We start from the raw sequence: 20,550 nt of genomic DNA, 5'->3' as shown, positions 1-20,550 counted from the left end.
CCCGCTCCCCGATCCCGCGCAGCCCGCGCCCGCCGCCGGGGCGGCTCGGCCGGTCGGGGCCGAGCGGGTTGGTCAGTTCGATCTCCAGCCGGCCGTCGGCCAGCCCGACCCGCAGCCCGGCCGGGGCGGGCCCGGCGTGGCGCAGCACATTGGTCAGGCCCTCCTGCACGATCCGGTACGCCTCGCGGGAGACCGCCTCGGGCAGGCCGGCCAGCCCGGGCGCCAGCTCGGCGTCCACCGCCACCCCGGCGCGACCGAGCTGGCGCAGCAGGTCGTCCAGCCCGGCGAGGGTGGGGCCGGCCGGTTCGGCGGTCTCCGGGTCCTCCTCGCGCAACACCCCGAGCACGGCGTCGAGTTCGGCGACGGCCGCCCGGGCGGTCTCCTCGATCGCCGCGAGCGCCTCGGCGGCGAAGTCCGGGTTGCTGCGCAGCACCCGGGCGGCGGCCGAGGCCTGGATGCCGACGGCGCTGAGCGCGTGCCCGACCGAGTCGTGCAGCTCGCGGGCCAGCCGGTTGCGCTGGGCGAGCACGGTGGCCCGGCGCTCGGCGGCGGCCACCCGCTCCTCCGGGGTCGGGCCGAGCAGGGCGGGAGCCCAACGGGCGAGCAGTGCGCCGCAGACGGCGTTGGTGCCGACGAGCAGCAGCAGCAGGCCGAAGCCGAGGACAGGGCCGGTGGCCAGCCAACCGGGGAAGTGCCGTTCCCACATCCGGACGAACTCCTCGGTCCCGGAGAAGCCGAGGACCAGCACCACCGCGAACGGCGTGCCGGCGAGGGTCATCCCGGCGACCACCCCGCCGAACAGGACGTGCAGCACGTACCAGAGCGCGGTGCGCCACCTGGCCGCCCAGGAGCGGGCCGGTCCGGTGGCCAGTTCCTCCGGCCGGGCCACCGCGCACAGTGCCCGCGCCGCCGCGCCCTCCAGCCCCCGCACCATCGGCACCAGCGCGGTGACGGCGGCCATCGGCAGCGAGGTGAGCAACGACAGGACGTACAGCAGCAGTTGGCGGCCGGGTGACTGGTTCGGGTTGAGCGCCCCGAAGAGCACCACCGACAGCATCCAGTACGGCATCAGCAGCGCGCCGCCCAGCACCAGGTGCACCCAGCGCAGCCGGGCCCGCCGCCCGACCGACGCCCCCGCGGCACGCCGCAGTCGACTGCCCACCCCCGTGATCACCCGCGAGACTCTACGGCAGCGGCGGGCCGGCGGGCGCCCCACTCGGTCAGCGCGATCGCTCCGACCGCCAGGACCAGCACCGCCGCCACCACCTGGGCGGTCTGCACCAGAGGCGTCAGCCCGGGCACGGCCAGCCGCAGTTCGGTCACTTCGGTCGTCGTCGCCCCGAAGGCCACCAGCTGCCAGCCGCCCCAGCCGAACAGCGACCCGGCCGCCGTCCAGACCACCAGCAGCGGCACGACCAGCCGCCGCCCCGGGCCGATCCGGAAGACGAGGACCAGCAGCGCCGCCGCCGCGGCCACGGCCATCACCGCGGCCACCCCGTCCATCACCGCCACGCCCCGGTTCCGGTCCTCCACCATGCTCTGCGGCAGTCCGGCGGTGCCGCCGAGCGCCCAGTAGGCCCGGCCCACCGCGACGCCCGCGGCGAGCAGCGCGGCGACGCAGGCGAGGACGCGCTGCACGGTCAGGGTGGGGGAGTCGGGCAGGCCGCCGATCCGCTCCCGCAGCAGCCCGGCCCAGCGCCGGCGGGCGTACAGCGCGAAGGCGGTGAGCAGCGCGAGGCCCTGGACGGCGAAGCCGCCGTACACGACGAGGAAGACCCAGTCGCCGAGGCCCTTGTCGTCCGGGTCGCCGCGCTCCGGACCGAGCACCAGGAAGCTCAGCAGGTACAGCGGCAGCGCGACCAGGATCGTGCCGAGCAGCCCGGTCGCCACCCACATCGGGAAGGCCACCAGCCCGGCCGGCGCCCGCCGCCCCCACGGCCGGACGAACGCGAGCGCCAGCGCCACGGCGATCGCGTCCATGCCGAAGGTCAGCAGGTTCACCAGCCACAGCCGGTCCATCTCGCCGGGGTCGTCCGTCCCCACCGGATGCCCGGTCAGCCACAGCAGCTTCAGCGTCAGGTACGGCCCGGTCGCCGCCACCGCCGTCCACGCGGCCCCGGCCCGCACCACCTGCTCGTTGATCCTCATGCCCCCACGGTCCCGCCGGGCCCCGCCCCGGGTCCTCCGCCCGGGGCGCGATCCCCCTCCCCCTGCCGGGGGATCTCCGGCTCAGGCCGACGCGGTGGCCGGGGCCATCCGGTGGACCACCCGCTCCTCCTCGTCGGTGCGGCCGTCCGGGTCGGCGAGCAGCCCGAGCCGCTCGGCGAGCCGGCGCGAGGGCAGGTTGTCGGCCCGGATCAGGGCGGTCACCGGGATGCCGGGGTGGCGCGGCAGCGCCTCGGCCATCGCCACCCGGGCCGCCTCCGCCGCGTACCCCTTCCCCCAGGCGGACGGCCGGAAGCGGTAGTAGAGGTTGAACACCCGCTCCCCGTCCAGGGTGTGCAGGCACAGCCCGGCGAACCCGATGACCGTCCCCGGCTCCTCCCTGGTGGCGACGGCGCAGTACCCCACCCCGTCCCGCACCCAGTCGGCGACGAACCCGTCCAGCATCGCCTGCGCCTGGGCGATCTCCCGCTGCGGCCCGTGCGGGTTGTACCGGTTGGTCTCCGGATCGCCGTGGATCGCGAACACCGCCTCCACGTCGCCCTCCTGCGGCCGCGTCAGCACCAGTCGTTCGGAGGCGGCGACGATCGTGCGGGCGTGCTGGGCGGTGGTGGTGGTCATGGCGTTCCCCCGTTCCTTGTAATAGATCTACCGCAAGATAGACCATTACCCTGACGCTCGCCCGCCCAATTTCCTACAGGATCGGCTCACACCCGATCGCGTTGCCCCCGGCGGTCAGGAACTGCTTCCAGGCCTCGTCAGAGGTAGGGAACAGGTGCCCGAGTTGCCTGATCGTGCCGATCCGGAAGTAGGTGGGTCGACCGTGGCAGGTCACCACGATCTCGTCTCGGGGGATGGAACCCACCCAGCGGGCTCGGCCGAACGCCGGCGAGGTGTCCTGGCCGGCGGCGTCCTGCCGGAGCCGGGGCTCGATGGCGATGACCAGGGAGGAGGTGTCCTCGTGCTCGCCCTCCGGCGTGATCTCGCAAGTCCACAGCGGATCGGACCCGGCGGTCACCGCCTCCCTGTACCGCTTGCCGGGCATGCGCTGGACGGTGATCCCGGGCAGGCCGCAGACGGCATCGCCGTCGAGCTCCCGCTCGGCGGCGGCCGGGGCCAGCTCGTGCGGGGCGGGCAGCGGCGTCCTGCCGCACCCGCGCCGGTCCGCGATGAGGTCGGCCGTGGACACGGCGAACCGGGCGAGCTTCAAGGCGTCGGGCTGCTCGCCGTCGTACGCGGCGACCTGGGCCCACAGCCCGTTGGGACAGCCCTCGGGGAGCAGCGCCCACGCCTCCGCGCCGCGAACGGCGCCGACCGCGCCGCCGTTCGCCGAGGCGGCGAACGTCCGGGCGCCGGAGGCGATCGGGAGGTGGAAGACATCCTTGCTCTGGCCCAGGGACACCGTGACGTGCCGGTCGTCGCCGAACATTCCGCCGGCGACCGTCACGGTGCACGCCGCCGTGCCGCGGCTCACGCTCCCGGCGTACGGCTCCGCGCTGACCTTGCCCGACCCGAGTGCGTCGTTCAGTGCCCGTGAGCTCACCATGCCCTCACACACGCTCTGCGGACCGTAGGCGTTGGTCATGTCGTCCCTCAGCAGCGCCCACCCGCCGATCGCCAGGCCGACCGCCACCGCCGTCACCGCAGCCGCCGCGACCCCGGCCCGTACGCGCAGGGCGCGGGTGTTGAACCCGCGCCGATCGAGCGCCGCGCCAAGGCGTCCGGCAAGGCCCGCAGCGGAGCCGCTGGGCTTGTCGTCCTCCTTGGTTTCCACAGTTCGTTACTCCTTCAGAGGATCGGCTCGCAGCCGATCGCCTTGCCGCCGGCGACGAGGAACTTCCGCACCAGGTCCTGCTGGTCGGGAAACAGGAAGGGCTTTTCGAGGCCAGAGGCAAGCCCGCCGGTGACGGTGAAGAAGACGTCCTTGCCCTGGCAAGTGGTGACGAGTGTCCCGTCGGCGACCCATTGGGCCCGGCCGAGATCGGACGTCTTCTTGCTGTCCTCCTGGGTAAGGGCGGTGGTCCGCGGATCGGTCGTGATCGCGAACTCCTGCGTTCGGCTGTCGTACCGAGGGTCCCCGCCGATCCTGCACGACCAGATCGGGGCGGTCGCGGTGGTGACCTGCTGCGGCATGCGCCACTGGGCGGCGGGGTTCTTCGCGGGGGCGAACCCCGGCAGGCCGCAGAGGTTGGCCCAGTCCGGGTCCGTCTCGGCACTCTTCGCCGACAGCTCCTTCGGCGCCGTGAGGGCCCGGTCGCCGCAGCCCCGTGCCTTGGCGATCCCGTTGGCGAAGGCCACGGCCAGTCGTGCCCGGGCCTCATCGTGGCCCTGCCGGCCGGTGCGCACCTCGGCGCGCACGCCCTTCTCGCACCCTTCGGGGAGTACGGCCCACGCCGCGCCGGGGGTCACCGAGCCGACGGAGTCACCGGAGAACAGCCGGGCGTCCGACGCGGCGAGCTTGCCCGGGCCGTCCTCGGAGTTGCGGACGACGGTGAAGTGCACGGTGTTCCTGGACGTCTCGAACAAACCGGAGCTGACCGTGGCGGTGCAGCTGTTCCCGGTGGAGTCCTTCGTGGCCGAATAGCCGCTCTTGTTCTCGCTGATCCGCCCCGCCCCCAGGAGGTCGTGCACCTGGTCCGCCGTGGCCGCCCCGTCGCACACGCTGTCCGGCCCGCCGACGTTCGTCAGCCGGTACACCGCGAAACCCGCCGCCCCGACGGGGAGGAGGGAGAGCGCCAGCACCACCGCGGCTGCCCGCGATCGCAGTCCCCGTGTGGTGAACCCCCGCCGGTCGAGCGCCTCGTCGATGCGCCCGTGAGGGGTTCCGGAACCGTCGGAAGAAGCGTCGTTCCTCATGGCATCCACCTGTTCACGACTTCCCGAACACGGTGCGGTAGGTGCCGTCGATGGCGACGTTGTAGCTGGTGCGCCCGTCCGTCTTCAGCTGCTGCGACACGCTTCCGGTCTGGTCGGCGGTGGTGGTGTCCATCCCGAACTGCTTCACCCTGTCGTCGATCATCTTGTTCAACTGGTTCTGTCCTGCCGAGAAGTGGGAACTCAGGTTCCCCTGGAGTTCGGAGTCGGCCAGCGCCTTGGCGTCATTGGCGTACTGGGCGGTTCCGACGTCGACCAGGCGCTGGGCGATGTCGCCGACCCCCGGCAACAGGTTCGCGGGCGTGCCGAGCAGGTGGTAGTTCATCTTCGCGTCCCAGTCCGCCTTCGCCTTGTCGGACTCCGTGTGGTCCGAGGCCGTGTCGGCGAACACGGCGTCGAGAGCGCCGAGAGCGGAGGCGGCCTCCTGGGTGAAGGAGTGGAGTTGGCGATTCGCGCCGCCCACCGCATCGGGCTTGAACGCCTCGGGGCCGTAGTCACCGAGGCGGACGGCGATCTCCTGGGTCTCGGCACGGTGGATGATCGCGAACGAAGCGGGGTCTTCGGAGGTGCCACGGATCACGCGCAACAACTGGTCGCGCTGGACGGTGAGTCCGTCCGGCTGGGCCGGACCGGACAGCTCCTTGCCGAGGATCTCGTGCATGCTCGGGGCGTAGTCGGCGATCATGTCGGCCATCGGCCGGCGGAGCGCGGCCGGGAGGCTCGCCTTGTCCCCGGGGCCGCTGCCGGCGAAGGCCTTGAGCGTCTCGTCCATGATCTGCGACATGACCTTGTCGTGCGGGCGGACCGGCGGCTGGTTGCCGTGGGGGTCCCGACCGGTCGTGGCGGCCTCCAGGGCGTCGCCGAGCGCCGCGCGGGAGGTGTCGCGAACCAGGTCGTCCATCTGGTTCTGCTCGTAGCCCTGGTTCGGCCACTTCCGCTCGTGCAGCATGTAGTCCAGGTTCTTGCCCTTCCCCGGGTCGAAGAAGTCCTTCGACGCCCCCGGATCGCGGCTCAGCGCGGTCATCAGACCACCCATCGGGTCGGTCTGGCCCTTGATCGCGCTCCAGCCCGGGCCCCAGAGCTCCTCGCCCTTGACCTTGCTGTTGCGCTCGTAGTCGACCAGGTCGTTGCCCACCTTGAGGAGGAACGGCTTGTCGAACGTCCCCTTCGCGCCCATCAGCTTCGTCAGCGCCGGGTAGTTGTCGTTGTACCCGGCCGCGGACGCACCGGGGCGGCGGGCGGCCGCGAGCAGGCCGTCCTGCCACTCCTTGCCCATTCCGCCGTCGCGGGTGGCGGTGGCCAACGCGACGGACAGGTTGCCGTAGACGTCCTGGTAGCCCTTGGCGTTGTGGTTGCCGTGGGCGAGGTTGTCGTAGACCTTGCTGTACTCCAGCAGGGCTTCGGGGCCGGTCTTTCCGCCGGCGTTGAGGCCGTTGAGCAGGGTGGTGGAGAAGTCCTTGTTCTCCGCGTTGGCGGCCATGAGCGCGTTCAGCTGATTGAGCTGGTCGTCGGAGAGGCTGCCGGCCTTGGACATCAGGTCCGTGGCCCGCTTGGCGTCGGCGACCGGGCCGGCGCCGTACGGGGCGGCGTTGAAGGAGGTGGTGCTGGTGCCGATGTCGCCCTGGAGGGCCACGGTGGCCTTCTGGTCGGCGGCGGTGGCCTTGGCGACGGCCTTGTTGAGCCGGTCCGACAGCGCCTGGGCGTTGGCCCGGATGGTGGGCTCGGCCTCGGGGTCGTTCCTCGACTCCTTCGGTACGGTCCACTTGACCGTACCGTCCGCGGTGACGCTGAGGGTGCTGTCGCCCTGCGCGTCGTGGAGCGCCGTATCGAGGTCGCGGCGGGCGGCGGCGAAGTCCTCGGCGGCGGTCTTCATGATCGCGGCGAGGGCGGTGGCGACGGCCGAGGCCTGCTTGAAGTCGCCGTCGACGCCCTGCAGGGCCTTGGTCGCCTGATCGGCGGCCGTGCCCTTCCAGCCGGCCCGCTGCGCCGTGTTGGTGAGGTCCTTGGCGACCCTGCCGTCCAGGGAGGTGAGGGCCTTGGCGACACCGGACCACGCCTCGGCGGCGTCGTTGATCGCGGCGAAGTCGGCCTCGTGCAGTTCCTTGAAGGACACCATCTGTTTGTTCCCCTCCCTTTGTTACTGGCGCCCGCAGAGGTCTGCGGCGGTCCTGGTCTCGTTGGCGTGGTAGTTCTGCTGGGTCTTGTCGAGGTTTCCGGCGATGGTGCCGAGCTTGTCGTGCAGCGTCTTGCACTGCTGCATCCACCGCTCGGTGCTGCCGGTGAGGGCGCCGCCGAAGGAGAAACCGCGGATCCTGGTCGACGCGGTGCTCGCGTACTCGGTGAGGCTGTGCGCACCGGGGCCGGCCTTGCCGTTGGCGCTGTCGAGGTCGGTCGCGATCTGCCGGGCCATCCCGGCCGAGGCGGCGAGCTCGTACGGGGTGTCGAGCTGGGTGGTCCCTGCGCCGGGCGAGGAGGCGGACGGGCTTCCGGCGCCTGCGAGGACGAGCCTGGCGTACAGCGGCGTCGCGGCGTTGCCCGACGTCGAGTCCAGGACCGGGGCGACCGGCCCCGTGGTGAACCCCTGGTTGCCCATGTGTGTGCAATCCTCCCCATTCGGCAGAGCGGCCGTTCCCCCTCTGCGGCATGACGACCGTACAGGTGGCCACTGTCGGTACACCGACCCACCCTCCGTGGTGTCGGGTGCGCGAGGAGTGGGGGGATTCACCAAGGCTTGGTCAAGGGGGAATTGGCGGCTCGGCGCGAGGGCGGAGGTCTTGTTACCGGCCGGTCGCTTGCCTATCATCCCGAGTGTTACAGCTTTACTGTCAAACCCAACCGGAAGGGCTCAGCAGCCAGTGCGTGACGCGAGCGGTGCGCCGGGGGCCGGGGGGCCGCTGGCGGGTGTGCGGGTGGTGGAGCTCGCCGGGATCGGGCCGGGGCCGTTCGCGGCGATGCTGCTGGGGGACCTCGGGGCGGACGTGGTGCGGGTGGACCGGCCGGAGCCCTCGCCGCTCGGCACGGACCCGGCGTACGACCTCAGCAACCGCAACAAGCGCTCGGTGCTGATCGACCTGAAGTCCCCCGAAGGGCCCGGGCGGGTGCTGGACCTGGTCGAGCGGGCGGACCTGCTGATCGAGGGATACCGGCCGGGTGTCGCGGAGCGGCTCGGGGTGGGGCCCGAGGCGTGCCTGGCGCGCAACCCGGCGCTGGTGTACGGGCGGATGACCGGCTGGGGGCAACACGGCCCCCGGGCGGCGACCGCCGGGCACGACCTCGGGTACGCGGCGGTCGCCGGGGTGCTCGGGATGGTGGCGGCGCCGGGCGGGGCCGAGGAGGCGCCCGGCATCCCGGCCAATCTGCTGGGCGACTACGCGGGCGGCTCGCTCTACCTGGTCGTCGGCCTGCTCGCCGGGCTGCACCACGCCCGTGCCACCGGCGCCGGCCAGGTCGTCGACGCCGCGATCGTGGACGGCGCTGCGCACCTCGGCAGCATGCTGTGGGGCCTGCTCGCGGCCGGCCACTGGCAGGACCGCCGGGGCGTCAACCTGCTGGACGGCGGCGCACCGTTCTACGCGGTGTACCGGACGGCCGACGGCGGGCACCTGGCCGTCGGCGCGCTGGAGCCGCGCTTCTACGCGGAGTTCGCCCGGCTGCTGGAGCTGGGCCCGGACGCGCCCGGTCAGTACGACCCGGCCCGCTGGCCCGAACTGCGCGCCCTGATCGCGGCCCGCTTCGCCACCCGGACCAGGGCCGAGTGGGAGGACGTCTTCGCCGGCTCGGACGCCTGCGTGGAACCGGTGCTGACGATGCGTCAGGCAGCTGTGGACGCCCACCTGTCGGCGCGCGGGACGTACGTCGAGGCGGGCGGCGTCACCCAGCCCGCCCCGGCCCCGCGCTTCTCCGCCACCCCGGGCGCCCTGCGCCGCCCGCCGGCCCGGCCGGGCGCGGACACCGTCGAGGTGGCCCGGGACTGGGGCGTCCCCTCTCTCAACCCTTCGGCAGAGCAAGGAGAGTAGCGTTGCAGCGCGAGATCTTCACCGAGCAGCACGACGACTTCCGGGCCACCGTGCGCGCCTTCCTGGCGAAGGAGGTGCTGCCGCACTACGACCGCTGGGAGAAGGCCGGCATCGTCGACCGCTCCGCCTGGCTCGCGGCCGGCCGGCAGGGCCTGCTCGGCCTCGCCGTCCCCGAGGAGTACGGCGGCGGCGGCACCCCGGACTTCCGCTACGCCGCCGTGCTGGCCGAGGAGTTCGCCCGGGCCGGTGCCTCCGGCCTGGCGATCGGCCTGCACAACGACATCATCGGCCCGTACCTCACTTCGCTCGCCACCGAGGAGCAGAAGCGCCGCTGGCTGCCCGGCTTCTGCTCGGGCGAGCTGATCACCGCGATCGCGATGACCGAGCCCGGCACCGGCTCCGACCTCCAGGGCATCCGCACCCAGGCGGTCGACCGGGGCGACCACTTCCTGCTCAACGGCGCCAAGACCTTCATCTCCAACGGCATCCTCGCCGACCTGGTGATCGTGGTCGCCCGCACCACCCCGGAGGGCGGCGCGCACGGGCTGAGCCTGCTGGCCGTCGAACGCGGCACGCCCGGCTTCGAGCGTGGCCGCAACCTCGACAAGATCGGCCAGAAGGCCCAGGACACCGCCGAGCTGTTCTTCGAGGACGTCCGGGTGCCGAAGGAGAACCTGATCGGCGAGCTCCACGGCGGCTTCGTCCACCTGATGCAGAACCTCGCCCAGGAGCGGCTCACCATCGCCGCCGCGGCGATCGCCGGCGCCGAGTACCTGGTCGAGATCACCACCGACTACGTCAAGCAGCGCGAGGCCTTCGGCCGTCCGCTCGCCAAGCTCCAGCACGTCCGCTTCGAGATCGCCGAACTGGCCACCGAGTGCGCCGTCACCCGTGCCTTCGTGGACCGCTGCATCACCGAGCACAACCGCTGGGCGCTCACCCCGGCGGACGCCTCGATGGCCAAGTGGTGGGCCACCGAGCTGCAGAAGCGCACCGCCGACCGCTGCCTCCAACTGCACGGCGGCTACGGCTACATGAGCGAGTTCCCGGTCGCCCGGGCGTTCACCGACGGCCGCATCCAGACCATCTACGGCGGCACCACCGAGATCATGAAGGAGATCGTCGGCCGCTCCATCCTCGGCTGAGCGTTCCCCTCAAGCCCCCTGCCCTGAAAGGCGTTCCCACCGTGACCACCGAAGCGTACGTCTACGACGCGATCCGCACCCCGCGCGGCCGGGGCAAGGCCTCCGGCTCGCTGCACGGCACCAAGCCGATCGACCTGGTCGTCGGACTGATCCACGAACTGCGCAACCGCTACCCCGGGTTGGACCCGGCGGCGATCGACGACATCGTGCTCGGCGTGGTCAGCCCGGTCGGCGACCAGGGCTCCGACATCGCCCGGATCGCCGCCATCGCGGCCGGCCTGCCCGACACCGTCGCCGGCGTCCAGGAGAACCGCTTCTGCGCCTCGGGCCTGGAAGCCGTCAACCTGGCCGCCGCCAAGGTCCGCTCCGGCTGGGAGGACCTGGTCCTGGCCGGCGGCGTGGAGTCGATGTCCCGGGTGAAGATGGCCTCCGACGGCGGCGCCTGGTTCGCCGACCCGATGACCGCCTACGAGACCAACTTCGCCCCGCAGGGCATCGGCGCCGACCTCATCGCCACCATCGAGGGCTTCTCCCGCACCGACGTGGACGCCTTCGCCGCCGAGTCCCAGGCCCGCGCAGCCAAGGCCCAGGCGGACGGCCTGTTCGACCGCTCGGTCGTCCCGGTGCGCGACCGCAACGGCCTGGTCGTGCTGGAGCGCGACGAGTTCATCCGCCCCGGCACCACCGTCGAGACCCTGGCCGGCCTCAAGCCCTCCTTCGCCGCCATCGGCGAGGCCGGCGGCTTCGACGCCGTCGCCCTCCAGAAGTACCACTGGGTCGAAGCCATCGACCACGTCCACCACGCGGGCAACTCCTCCGGCATCGTGGACGGCGCCGCGCTGGTGGCCATCGGCAACCGCGAGGTCGGCGAGCGGTACGGACTGCGCCCGCGCGCCCGGATCGTCTCCGCTGCCGTCTCCGGCTCCGAGCCGACCATCATGCTCACCGGCCCCGCCCCGGCCACCCACAAGGCGCTCGCCAAGGCCGGGCTCACCGCCGCCGACATCGACCTGGTCGAGATCAACGAGGCCTTCGCCGCGGTCGCCCTCCGCTTCATCCGCGAACTCGGCTTCCGCCACGACCAGGTGAACGTCAACGGCGGTGCGATCGCGCTCGGCCACCCGCTCGGCGCCACCGGGGCGATGCTGCTCGGCACCGTGATCGACGAACTGGAGCGGCGCGACCTGCGCTACGGCCTGATCACCCTCTGCGTGGGCGGCGGCATGGGCATCGCCACCATCGTCGAGCGCATCTGAGCCCGCCCGTCGCCCACCGCCACCCTTCTTGCGACACTCCCCCAGGCTTCGCCCGGGGGTACCCGCATCGCGTGGCACCTCCTTTTGCAGATCTGGAGACCGTGAACCCATGAGCGACACCACCACCATCCGCTGGGAGCAGGACCAGGACGGCGTGGTCACCCTCGTCCTCGACGACCCCACCCAGTCCGTCAACACCATGAACGAGGCCTTCACCGCCGACTTCGAGACCGTCGTCGAGCGGCTGGCGAACCTGGGGGACGCGCTGCGCGGCGTGGTCGTCACCTCCGGCAAGAAGACCTTCTTCGCCGGGGGAGACCTCCGGATGCTCTCCGCCGCCCGACCCGAGGACGCCGAGGCCGTCTTCGAGAAGTCGCTGCGGATCAAGCGTGCGCTGCGCACCCTGGAGACCCTCGGCAAGCCCGTCGTCGCCGCCGTCAACGGCAGCGCGCTCGGCGGCGGCCTGGAGATCGCCCTCGCCTGCCACCACCGGATCGCGCTCGACACCCCGGCCAGCCGGATCGGCCTGCCCGAGGTCACCCTCGGCCTGCTTCCGGGTGGCGGCGGAGTGGTCCGTACGGTCCGGCTGTTCGGCATCACCGACGCCCTGCTGAAGTTCCTGCTCCAGGGCCGCCAGTACCGCCCGGCGCAGGCGCTGGAGAACGGTCTGGTGCACGAACTGGTCGACACCCCCGAGGAACTGGCCGCCCGGGCACGCGCCTGGATCGAGGCCAACCCGACCGCCGTCCAGCCCTGGGACGTCAAGGGCTACAAGATCCCCGGCGGCACCCCGGCCACCCCGGCCTTCGCGGCCAACCTCCCCGCCTTCCCGGCCAACCTGCGCAAGCAGCTGAACGGCGCGCCCTACCCCGCCCCGCGCAACATCCTGGCCGCCGCCGTGGAGAGCGCCCAGGTGGACGTCGACACCGCGATGGTGATCGAGGCCCGCTACTTCACCGAGCTCGCCTGCGGTCAGACCAGCAAGAACATGATCCAGGCGCTGTTCTTCGACATGCAGGCGGTCAACTCCGGTGCCGGGCGCCCGAAGGACGTCGAGAAGCGGCTGGTCCGCAAGGTCGCGGTGCTCGGCGCCGGGATGATGGGCGCGGGCATCGCCTACGCCTGCGCCAAGGCCGGCATCGAGGTCGTGCTCAAGGACGTCAGCGTCGAGGCCGCCGAGCGCGGAAAGGCCTACTCCGAGGGGCTGCTGAACAAGGCAATCGCGCGCGGGCGCTCCACCGAGGCCAAGCGCGACGAGCTGCTGGCCCGGATCACCCCCACCGCCGAGGCCGCCGACCTGGCCGGCTGCGACGCGGTGATCGAGGCGGTCTTCGAGAACACCGAGCTCAAGCACAAGGTGTTCCAGGAGATCGAGGGCGTGGTCGGCCCCGACGCGCTGCTCTGCTCCAACACCTCCACCCTGCCGATCGGCCTGCTCGCCGAAGGCGTCGAGCGCCAGGACGACTTCATCGGGCTGCACTTCTTCTCGCCGGTCGACAAGATGCGCCTGGTCGAGATCATCCGCGGCCCGCGGACCGGGGACACCGCGCTGGCCCGCGCCTTCGACCTGGTCCGGCAGATCGACCGGACCCCGATCGTGGTCAACGACTCGCGCGGCTTCTTCACCTCGCGGGTGATCGGCCAGTTCCTCAACGAGGGCGTCGCCATGGTCGGCGAGGGCGTCCACCCGGCCAGCGTCGAGCAGGCCGCCGCCCAGGCCGGCTACCCCGCCAAGGTGCTCTCCCTGATGGACGAGCTCACCCTCACCCTGCCGCGCAAGATCCGCGACGAGCACCGGCGCTCGGTGGAGGCCGCCGGCGGCACCTGGACGCCGCACCCGGCGGACACGGTGGTCGACCGGATGGTCGACGAGTTCGGCCGCCCGGGGCGCAGCGGCGGCGCGGGCTTCTACGAGTACGGTGAGGACGGCAAGCGCGGGCGGCTCTGGCCGGGGCTGCTGGAGCACTTCGGCGGCGGTGTCTCCGAGGTGCCGTTCGAGGACCTCAAGGAGCGGATGCTGTTCAGCGAGGCGCTGGACTCGGTGCGCTGCCTGGAGGAGGGCGTGCTGACCTCGGTCGCCGACGCCAACGTGGGCTCGATCCTCGGCATCGGCTTCCCGGCCTGGACGGGCGGCGTGTTCCAGTACATCAACGGGTACCGGGGCGGCCCGGCCGGCTTCGCTGCCCGGGCCCGCGAACTCGCCGCCGCGTACGGCGAGCGGTTCGCGCCGCCGGCGCTGCTGGAGCGGGTGGCGGCCGAGGGGCGGACGTTCACGGACTGATCCGCCGGGTTCGCAGGGTTCGCCGGGTACGTGGTGGTGCCGGGTGGGGCCGTGTGCTGTACGGCCTCACCCGGCGCATCACTTGGGCTCGCCGGCCAGGTCCTCGCCCAGTTCCTCGCCCAGTTCCTCCCGGAGCGACCGCTGGAACGCGGTGACCAGCGCCTGCGCGACCATCGGCTGGATGTGGTCGGTCAGCGCCTTCATCCGGGCCAGCTCGTCCGGCGCCGGCTCGCTCTCCCGGTACGGCTTCCACACCGTTTCCCGGAACAGCCGCTGCAACTCCCGTGCCGTCGCCCGGCTGTGCTCCAGCACCACCGCGCGGGCGGCCAGCAGCGTCTCCAGCGGGATCGGCACGTCCAGGATGCGCACGCCCAGCGGTAGCAGCCCGGGGTCCACCCGGAACAGGTCCGGGTCGTCGGTCCGCTCCAGCGCCCCCATCGCCGCCAGCCGTTCGACCTGTTCCTCCGACAGTCCGCGCCCGGCCCGCCGTTCCAACTGCGCGCGGCTCGACTTCTCGGCCACCTCGGGGGTCCAGGACGCGACCAGTGCCCGGTGGATCGCCAGGTCCAGGGGCGAACTGTCCTCGGGCAGCCGGGCCAGGTACCGCTCGATCGCGGCCAGCGTCAGTCCCTGGCGCTGCAACTCCTCGATCAGCTCCAGCCGGTCCAGGTGTGCCGCCCCGTACAGGCCCACCCGGCGCGGCCCCAACTCGGGCGGCGGCAGCAGCCCCTTCGTCCCGTAGAACCGGACGGTCCGCACCGTCATCCCGGCCCGCGCCGCCAACTCGTCGACCGTCAGCCGCACCTCGCCCACCCCGGCGCCGTGCTCCCCCATCTGTTGCCTCCCGCGCTGGCACATTCCCGCTGTGACAGCAGCAGTGTGACAGTGCCCGCCGCCGCGGTCCACCGGGATCGGGCGCGCTGTGGCCGGCGGAGCGGGGGCTCCGGACGGCCGACGCCCCTGCCCTGCGGCCGGGTTCGGCTGCGGGACAGGGGCGGGAGCGGTTGCGGGTGGTCCGGGCGGTTGCGGGTGGTCCGGGTGGGCGCGGGTGTAGCCGCTCGGCTCGTTCAGGCCGAAGTCGGCTCGGCTCGGCTGCCGGCGGGGTCGGGCCGGGGGCGCCGGGTCAACGGGCCGCGGGGCCGATGAGGTCGGCGTGGTGGCGGCGGGTGACCTCGGGGTGGGCCCTGGTGTAGCCCTTCCACTCGTTGAGGCCGAAGTCGGCGAAGAGCGGGTTGTCCGGGTCCTCGGTGGCGCCGGGGGCGTGGTGGGCGAGCGGGAAGTCCAGCGGCTCGATGTGGGCGTCGAGGCGGGGGTTGTAGAAGAACGGCACCGAGAAGCGCTCGCGGGCACCGGGCGGGCTGACCACACGGTGGTTGGTGGCCTTGAGGTAACCGTCCGTGGCCACCTCCAGCAGCTCGCCGAGGTTGACGACGAAGGCGCCGTCGAGTGGCGGGACGTCCAGGAAGGTGCCGTCCGCGCGCTCGACCTGGAGGCCGCCGACGGTGTCCTGCAGCAGCAGGGTGATGAAGCCGTAGTCCTTGTGGGCGCCGACGCCCTGGCCTGCGCCGTCCGGGGCGGTGCCGGGGTAGCGGACCAGCTTGAGACGCAGATGGGGGTGGTCCGCGAAGGCCTCGTCGTAGAAGTCGGGGCGGGCGCCGATCGCGGTGAGGAGCTCGTGCAGCAGACGGCGGGCGACCTCGCCGAGGTGGTCGATCCAGCCGAGCGCGGCGGTGCGCAGCTCGGGGAGCGCCTCGGGCCACTGGTTGGGCCCCTCCAGCCACCAGTACGGGGGCTCGCCGGTGCCGGGGACGTGCGGGGGCAGCTCGGCGCCGATGTCCAGCTGGTCGCGCCAGTCCTGACTGCCGCCGGTGCGCTCGTCACCGGTGTGGGTGTAGCCCCGGTAGTGGGGGGAGTTGAGGTTGCTCACGGCCAGCCGGTCGGACTCGGGGAGCGCGAAGAAGGCGCGCATGGCCCGGGCGAGCGCGGCGGTTTCCCCCGGGGTGACGCCGTGGCCGACGAGCTGGAAGAAGCCGACGCCGGTGGCCGCGGTGCGGAGCTCGTCGTGCAGACGGCGACGGTCCTCCGGACTGCCGTCGGCGAGCGAGAGGTCGATCACCGGGAGGGCGTCCGCCGGCGTGGAGTCGGTGCCGGTTTCGGATATGGGTGTGTACTGCTGCGTCATGTGTGACATCCGCTGGGTCTCGTCCCGGCTGGTCCCGGTGGTCGACCGGGGGCGGCCGGGGCAGCGCCTGGTGCGGCGCGTGCTCCGGGAGCCGGGAGGTGGTGGCGGCATGGCAGGGCCGCCGTTGAGGGTGGGTGGCGCGAGGTTCAGCCGGAGCGTCGACAGGACATGGTCGTCACGCGGAGCAGGTCCACGTGGCGGCGGCGAACAAGGATGAGCACCTCATCAGCCTAATTGACCCGTTCCGCGGCAGGCGAGACCCCTGCAGCGGAGCGCCACTCACCACTTGTCGGTGATCTATCAAGGCGTGGGGCGGTGCTGCCGGAGCGTGGCGGCTCCTTTCGGGAATCGTGGCTTCGCGGGGTTACGGCTTCGGGAGTCGCGGCTTCGAAGGGGTACGGCCCCTTTCAGGAGTTGTTGAGGTAAGCCAGGACGGCCAGGACGCGACGGTTGTCGTCGTCGGAGGGCTGGAGGCCGAGCCGGACGAAGATCGACGCGGTGTGCTTGGCGACCGCCCGCTCGGTGATCACCAGCTGCTGGGCGATCGCCGCGTTGGACCGGCCCTCCGCCATGAGCGCCAGCACCTGCCGCTCGCGCGGGGAGAGGGTGGAGACCGGGCCGGCCGAGGAGTTGTGGGTGAGCAGCCGGGTGATCACCTCCGGATCCATCGCGGTGCCGCCCTGGGCGACCCGCCGGACGGCGTCGATGAACTGGCTGCCGTCCATCACCCGGTCCTTGAGCAGGTAGCCGATCCCACCGGTGCTGCCGGCCAGCAGCTCGCGCGCGTACAGCTGCTCCACGAACTGCGACAGCACCAGGACGGGCAGGCCCGGGTGAGCCTGACGGGCCGCCAGTGCGGCCCGCAGTCCCTCGTCGGTGAAGCTCGGCGGCAGCCGGACGTCGACCACGGCGATGTCGGGCCGGTCCGCGGCCACCGCGGCGAGCAGCTGCTCGCCGTTCTCCACCGCCGCGGTGACCTTCATGCCGTTGGCCTCCAGCAGTCGGGTCAGGCCGTCCCGAAGGAGGAAGAGGTCTTCGGCGATGACAACGCGCACGGGATCTCCAGGTTCACAATGGTCGGCCCACCGGAAGGGCTGCTGATCGCGAGCACCCCGTCGAAGGCGGCCAGTCGGCGTTCGGTTCCGCTGAGGCCGGTTCCCCGGGACGGGTCGGCGCCGCCGCGCCCGTCGTCGGTCACCGATATCCGCAGCAGCCCGTCACTGTGCCCTATCTCGATCCACACGTGCGAGGCCCCGGCATGCTTCACCACGTTGGCCAGCAGTTCCGTCACCGCGAAGTAGGCGGCCGACTCCACCGGAGCGGGGGCCCGGCCCTGCAGGCCGCCGGTGAAGCTGACCGGCAGGGGCAGGTCCAGTGCCGTTGCCTGCACCGCGTCGGCCAGGCCGCGGTCGGCCAGAACCGGCGGGTGGATGCCCCGGACGAGGTCCCGCAGCTCGCTCAGCGCCTTCACCGAGGACGTCCGGGCTTCGGCCAGCAGCGGCCCGAGGGCGTCCGGGTCGTGCTTCAGCTGCTCGGCCACGGTCAGCAGCATGCCCAGTGCCACCAGCCGGGCCTGCGCCCCGTCGTGCAGGTCCCGCTCGATCCGGCGCAGCTCGGCGGCCCCGGCGTCGATGGTGTCCGCCCTGGTCCGGGCCAGGTGGCTGACCTGGCGGGCGAGTTCGGCCCGCCGGGAGGGCCCGAGCAGGGCCCGGGCGGCCTTCTCGTGGATCCGCAGAGCCGGTGGGGCGGCCCACAGGACGGCCAGCGGGGCGACGGTCAGGCCCATCGCGTAGACGATGCCCAGCGCGAAGAACCGTCCGTTCCGGCCGAAGACCTCCAGGGCGACCGGGGCCAGCAGGACGATCGCGGCGGTGAGCAGCACGGCCGTGCCGGTGAGCAGCGTCCAGGCGACGTCCCGCCAGGTCGCCGGGTCGGTGAGCCAGCCGCCGGCGCGCAGCCGCCGCCAGGGCCCGGCGCCGACCGGTCGGCGGTACGGCACCGCGATCGGCCGCCCGCTCCACTTCCCGACCGTCCGCCTGCTCTCCGTTGCGATCCAGCGGGCGCCGAACAGCCCGAGCACCAGCAGCGAGGGCGCCAGCCAGAGCGAGCCGGACCGGCCGCCGGGTGCGGCGCCGCCGTAGATGTGCGTCGCCATCAGCGCTATCGCCCCGGGGGCGAACAGCGCGGCGCCGACCGCCCGGCCGCCGCCCCCGGTGGCCCAGCAGAGCACCCAGAGGGCGACCGGCGCCATCGGCACCGCCAGGATCAGCGGCCCGCCCGGGTGGAAGTCCGGGGGCTCGTCCGGACCGAACAGTGCGGTGGCCAGCAGCACCGGCCCGGCCAGCAGCGCGAGGAAGCCCGTCACGGCCAGCGTCGCCGCGTACCAGGCACGCACCCCGTCCGTGCAGGCCCGGCCGACCCGCAAGGCCGGTCCGTTCAGCACTCCCGCGTTCATGACGCGCCCCCTTCCCTTCCGTGGCCCCCGTCGGGAGGCCCGGAGCCGCGGCCTCGAAGCCGCGGCTCCGAAGCCCGCTGCGGACCCCGGTTCCGATCTTTCGATGGGTCAGTCTGCCCGGCCGGGGCGTCCGGCGCTCTAGGCCTGAACACCCGGTTCGGGGTGTATCTGGATACACCTCCGAGAGGCCGTCCAGACGGCTGTCCGCACCCCGACTCCGATTCGTAGCGTCGTGTTCCGTCAGCCGGCCAGGGTCCTTCCCGGTGCCGGACCCAGAACAGTGGAGGGCCCGTGAACGCGCCGATCATCCGGATCCGCGGCGTCGACAAGACGTACGACCGATCCGACGCCGCCCGTCCCGCCCTGGCCGGGCTCGACCTGGAGGTCCGGGCCGGCGAGGCGCTGGCCGTGCTCGGCCGATCGGGCAGCGGCAAGTCCACCCTGCTGAACCTGATCGCCGGCCTCGACCGCCCGAGCGAGGGCGAGGTGGAGGTGGACGGCGTGGCCGTGCACCGGCTCGGCGAGGCCGCGCTGGCCGAGTACCGGCGGACGCGGATCGGCATGGTGTTCCAGTTCTTCAACCTGCTGGACGACCTGAACGTGGAGGACAACGTGCTGCTCCCGGCCCAGCTGGCCGGGATGCGGAGGGAGCAGGCCCGGGCCCGGGCCGGGGAGCTGCTGGAGCGGCTGGGGGTGGCCCGGCACGCCAGGGCCTTCCCCGGCCGGCTCTCCGGCGGCGAGCGGCAACGGGTCGCGGTGGCCAGGGCGCTGATGAACCGTCCGCCGCTGCTGCTGGCCGACGAGCCCACCGGGGCGCTGGACACCGCCTCGGCCGCCGACGTCCGCGACCTGCTGCGCGGGCTCAACGAGGAGGGCCAGACGATCCTGCTGGTCACCCATGACACCGCGCTCGCCGAGGCCTGCGCCGACCGGACGATCGAGCTGCTCGACGGCCGGCTGGTCCGGGACACGGCGGTCGTGCCGGTGCCGGGCGGTGGCCGATGAGCGCGCTCGGCAAGGTGGTGCGCGCCGGGGTCGGCCGCAGGCGGGTGCAGACCCTGGTCATGGTGCTCACCACGATGATGTCCGTGACGGCGTGCATGCTCGCGCTCGGCTTGCTGGTCGCCGCCCGGGGCCCGTACCAGCGCTCCTTCGCCGACCAGCACGGCGCGCACCTCAACGTGCTGTACGACCCGGCCAGGGCGAGCCCCGCCCAGCTCGCGGCGACGGCCCACGCGTCCGGCGTGACGGCCTCGGCCGGCCCCTACCAGGCGGTCACCGTCCAGCCGCGCTCCGGCTCCGGGGCCCGGATCCCCCCGGCCGGGAGCCTGCTGCCGCCGATGACGCTGGTGGGCCGCGCCGCGAGCGGCCCACTGGACGACCTGCGGGTCACCAACGGCCGCTGGATCGAGGGCCCCGGCGAGGTGGTGTTCCTGGACGGGCACTCCCCGCTGGCGGTCGGCGACAGCATGGACTTCCCGGACCTGCCGGGGCACCCGTCGCTCAAGGTCGTCGGCCTGGCCGCCTCGGTCTCCTGGAGCGCGGACGGCTGGGTCGCCCCGGAGCAGGTGGCCGGGCTGACGGCGCCCGGCACCGCGCCCGCCACCCAGTACCTCTACCGCCTCGCCCACGCCGGCAGCGACGCGGAGGTGGAGGCGGGCCGCGCCGCGCTGGCCGCCGCGGTCCCGGGCGGGGCGCTCGCCAAGGCCACCTCCTACCGGCCCGCCCAGGAGGAGGCGAACCGGACGGCCTCGACCTTCGTCCCGTTCGTCACGGCCTTCGGGGTGCTCGGTCTGGCCATGTCGGTGCTGATCATCGGGGTCGTGGTCAGCGGCGCCGTCAGTGCCGCCACCCGACGGATCGGCATCCTCAAGTCCCTCGGCTTCACCCCGGCCCAGGTGGCGCGCGCTTACGTCGGCCAGGCGCTGATCCCCGCCGGGGTCGGCACGGCGCTCGGCGTGCTCGTCGGCAACCTGCTGTCCGTACCGGTCCTCGGGCTGGCCCACAAGGCCCTGCGCGGCGGACTGCTCGGCATCCCGGTCTGGGTGGACGCCGTGGTCGCGGTGGTGGCCCTGGGCGCCGTGGCGGGCACCGCGCTGGTACCGGCGCTGCGGGCCGGGCGGCTGCGGACGGTGGAGGCGCTCGCGGTCGGCCGGACGGCGCCGGGCGCCAAGCGGG

17 protein-coding genes are annotated in these 20,550 nt (G+C 73.0%); 6 read left to right on the top strand and 11 right to left on the bottom strand.

All coding sequences use genetic code 11. From position 1 onward, the window contains the following. From KS423_RS48015 to KS423_RS14945, 7 genes are all read right to left on the bottom strand, one after another. A partial coding sequence (locus KS423_RS48015) for a histidine kinase (RefSeq protein WP_224279361.1) occupies positions 1-1,174 on the bottom strand: 1,174 nt, incomplete at its 3' end. Then, positions 1,171-2,148 carry a hypothetical protein gene (locus tag KS423_RS14970; protein WP_224279359.1) on the bottom strand — a complete coding sequence of 326 codons (978 nt, stop codon included), beginning with the start codon at positions 2,146-2,148 and terminating at the stop codon, positions 1,171-1,173. The genes KS423_RS48015 and KS423_RS14970, both read right to left, overlap by 4 nt. A gap of 81 nt (positions 2,149-2,229) precedes the next feature. Next, entirely contained in the window at positions 2,230-2,784 is a 555-nt protein-coding gene (locus tag KS423_RS14965; protein WP_224279358.1) for a GNAT family N-acetyltransferase, read from the bottom strand. A 73-nt stretch (positions 2,785-2,857) separates the two neighbouring features. After that, positions 2,858-3,937 (bottom strand): hypothetical protein, encoded by a 1,080-nt coding sequence (locus KS423_RS14960; protein WP_224279356.1) that lies wholly within the window; start codon positions 3,935-3,937, stop codon positions 2,858-2,860. 14 nt (positions 3,938-3,951) lie between these two features. Beyond that, positions 3,952-5,019, bottom strand: a complete 1,068-nt coding sequence (locus tag KS423_RS14955) for a hypothetical protein (protein ID WP_224279354.1) — start codon at positions 5,017-5,019, stop codon at positions 3,952-3,954. A gap of 13 nt (positions 5,020-5,032) precedes the next feature. Further along, complete coding sequence (locus KS423_RS14950) at positions 5,033-7,153, bottom strand: hypothetical protein (RefSeq protein WP_224279352.1); 2,121 nt, start codon at positions 7,151-7,153, stop codon at positions 5,033-5,035. Between the two features lie 21 nt (positions 7,154-7,174). Next, a complete protein-coding gene (locus KS423_RS14945) occupies positions 7,175-7,630 on the bottom strand; it encodes a hypothetical protein (RefSeq protein WP_224279350.1) in 456 nt (151 codons plus the stop codon). A 262-nt stretch (positions 7,631-7,892) separates the two neighbouring features. Here KS423_RS14945 and KS423_RS14940 point away from each other — a divergent pair, with 262 nt between their 5' ends. The 4 genes from KS423_RS14940 (at position 7,893) to KS423_RS14925 (ending at position 13,735) form a co-directional block, all read left to right on the top strand. Then, positions 7,893-9,053, top strand: coding sequence for a CaiB/BaiF CoA-transferase family protein (locus tag KS423_RS14940; protein WP_224279348.1), 1,161 nt, complete (start codon positions 7,893-7,895; stop codon positions 9,051-9,053). A 2-nt stretch (positions 9,054-9,055) separates the two neighbouring features. After that, positions 9,056-10,198, top strand: a complete 1,143-nt coding sequence (locus KS423_RS14935) for an acyl-CoA dehydrogenase family protein (RefSeq protein WP_224279346.1) — start codon at positions 9,056-9,058, stop codon at positions 10,196-10,198. A 41-nt stretch (positions 10,199-10,239) separates the two neighbouring features. After that, positions 10,240-11,454: an acetyl-CoA C-acetyltransferase gene (locus tag KS423_RS14930; protein ID WP_224279338.1), complete on the top strand. Its 1,215-nt coding sequence runs from the start codon at positions 10,240-10,242 to the stop codon at positions 11,452-11,454. A gap of 109 nt (positions 11,455-11,563) precedes the next feature. Beyond that, entirely contained in the window at positions 11,564-13,735 is a 2,172-nt protein-coding gene (locus KS423_RS14925) for a 3-hydroxyacyl-CoA dehydrogenase NAD-binding domain-containing protein (protein WP_224279336.1), read from the top strand. A 78-nt stretch (positions 13,736-13,813) separates the two neighbouring features. On the opposite strand, the gene KS423_RS14920 is transcribed toward KS423_RS14925, so the two are convergent. The 4 genes from KS423_RS14920 to KS423_RS14905 form a co-directional block, all read right to left on the bottom strand. Further along, positions 13,814-14,569 (bottom strand): MerR family transcriptional regulator, encoded by a 756-nt coding sequence (locus KS423_RS14920; protein WP_224279335.1) that lies wholly within the window; start codon positions 14,567-14,569, stop codon positions 13,814-13,816. A 289-nt stretch (positions 14,570-14,858) separates the two neighbouring features. Further along, the gene (locus tag KS423_RS14915) at positions 14,859-15,917 is read right to left on the bottom strand and encodes an isopenicillin N synthase family oxygenase (protein WP_224279332.1); all 1,059 of its coding nucleotides are present in this window, start codon (positions 15,915-15,917) and stop codon (positions 14,859-14,861) included. A 407-nt stretch (positions 15,918-16,324) separates the two neighbouring features. Next, positions 16,325-16,972, bottom strand: a complete 648-nt coding sequence (locus KS423_RS14910) for a response regulator transcription factor (RefSeq protein ID WP_224279330.1) — start codon at positions 16,970-16,972, stop codon at positions 16,325-16,327. Then, positions 16,924-18,372 (bottom strand): histidine kinase, encoded by a 1,449-nt coding sequence (locus KS423_RS14905; RefSeq protein WP_224279328.1) that lies wholly within the window; start codon positions 18,370-18,372, stop codon positions 16,924-16,926. Before KS423_RS14905 ends, KS423_RS14910 begins: the two co-directional genes overlap by 49 nt. A 291-nt stretch (positions 18,373-18,663) precedes the next feature. Here KS423_RS14905 and KS423_RS14900 point away from each other — a divergent pair, with 291 nt between their 5' ends. Together KS423_RS14900 and KS423_RS14895 are read left to right on the top strand one after the other, a co-directional pair. Then, positions 18,664-19,377, top strand: a complete 714-nt coding sequence (locus tag KS423_RS14900) for an ABC transporter ATP-binding protein (protein WP_374119953.1) — start codon at positions 18,664-18,666, stop codon at positions 19,375-19,377. Further along, on the top strand, positions 19,374-20,550 hold a 1,177-nt coding region (locus KS423_RS14895), incomplete at its 3' end, for an ABC transporter permease (protein ID WP_224279327.1). The genes KS423_RS14900 and KS423_RS14895, both read left to right, overlap by 4 nt.

This window comes from Streptomyces sp. LS1784 (assembly GCF_020103755.1).
Classification (GTDB): domain Bacteria; phylum Actinomycetota; class Actinomycetes; order Streptomycetales; family Streptomycetaceae; genus Kitasatospora.
This window is presented reverse-complemented; position numbering and strand designations above follow the sequence as displayed.

Bases quoted from the DNA above. Each gene is read 5' to 3' on its own strand.
- KS423_RS14965 (WP_224279358.1), bottom strand. From the start codon at position 2,784: ATGACCACCACCACCGCCCAGCACGCCCGCACGATCGTCGCCGCCTCC.
- KS423_RS14945 (WP_224279350.1), bottom strand. From the start codon at position 7,630: ATGGGCAACCAGGGGTTCACCACGGGGCCGGTCGCCCCGGTCCTGGAC.
- KS423_RS14920 (WP_224279335.1), bottom strand. From the start codon at position 14,569: ATGGGGGAGCACGGCGCCGGGGTGGGCGAGGTGCGGCTGACGGTCGAC.
- KS423_RS14970 (WP_224279359.1), bottom strand. From the start codon at position 2,148: ATGAGGATCAACGAGCAGGTGGTGCGGGCCGGGGCCGCGTGGACGGCG.
- KS423_RS14905 (WP_224279328.1), bottom strand. From the start codon at position 18,372: ATGAACGCGGGAGTGCTGAACGGACCGGCCTTGCGGGTCGGCCGGGCC.
- KS423_RS14925 (WP_224279336.1), top strand. From the start codon at position 11,564: ATGAGCGACACCACCACCATCCGCTGGGAGCAGGACCAGGACGGCGTG.
- KS423_RS14950 (WP_224279352.1), bottom strand. From the start codon at position 7,153: ATGGTGTCCTTCAAGGAACTGCACGAGGCCGACTTCGCCGCGATCAAC.
- KS423_RS14955 (WP_224279354.1), bottom strand. From the start codon at position 5,019: ATGAGGAACGACGCTTCTTCCGACGGTTCCGGAACCCCTCACGGGCGC.
- KS423_RS14915 (WP_224279332.1), bottom strand. From the start codon at position 15,917: ATGACGCAGCAGTACACACCCATATCCGAAACCGGCACCGACTCCACG.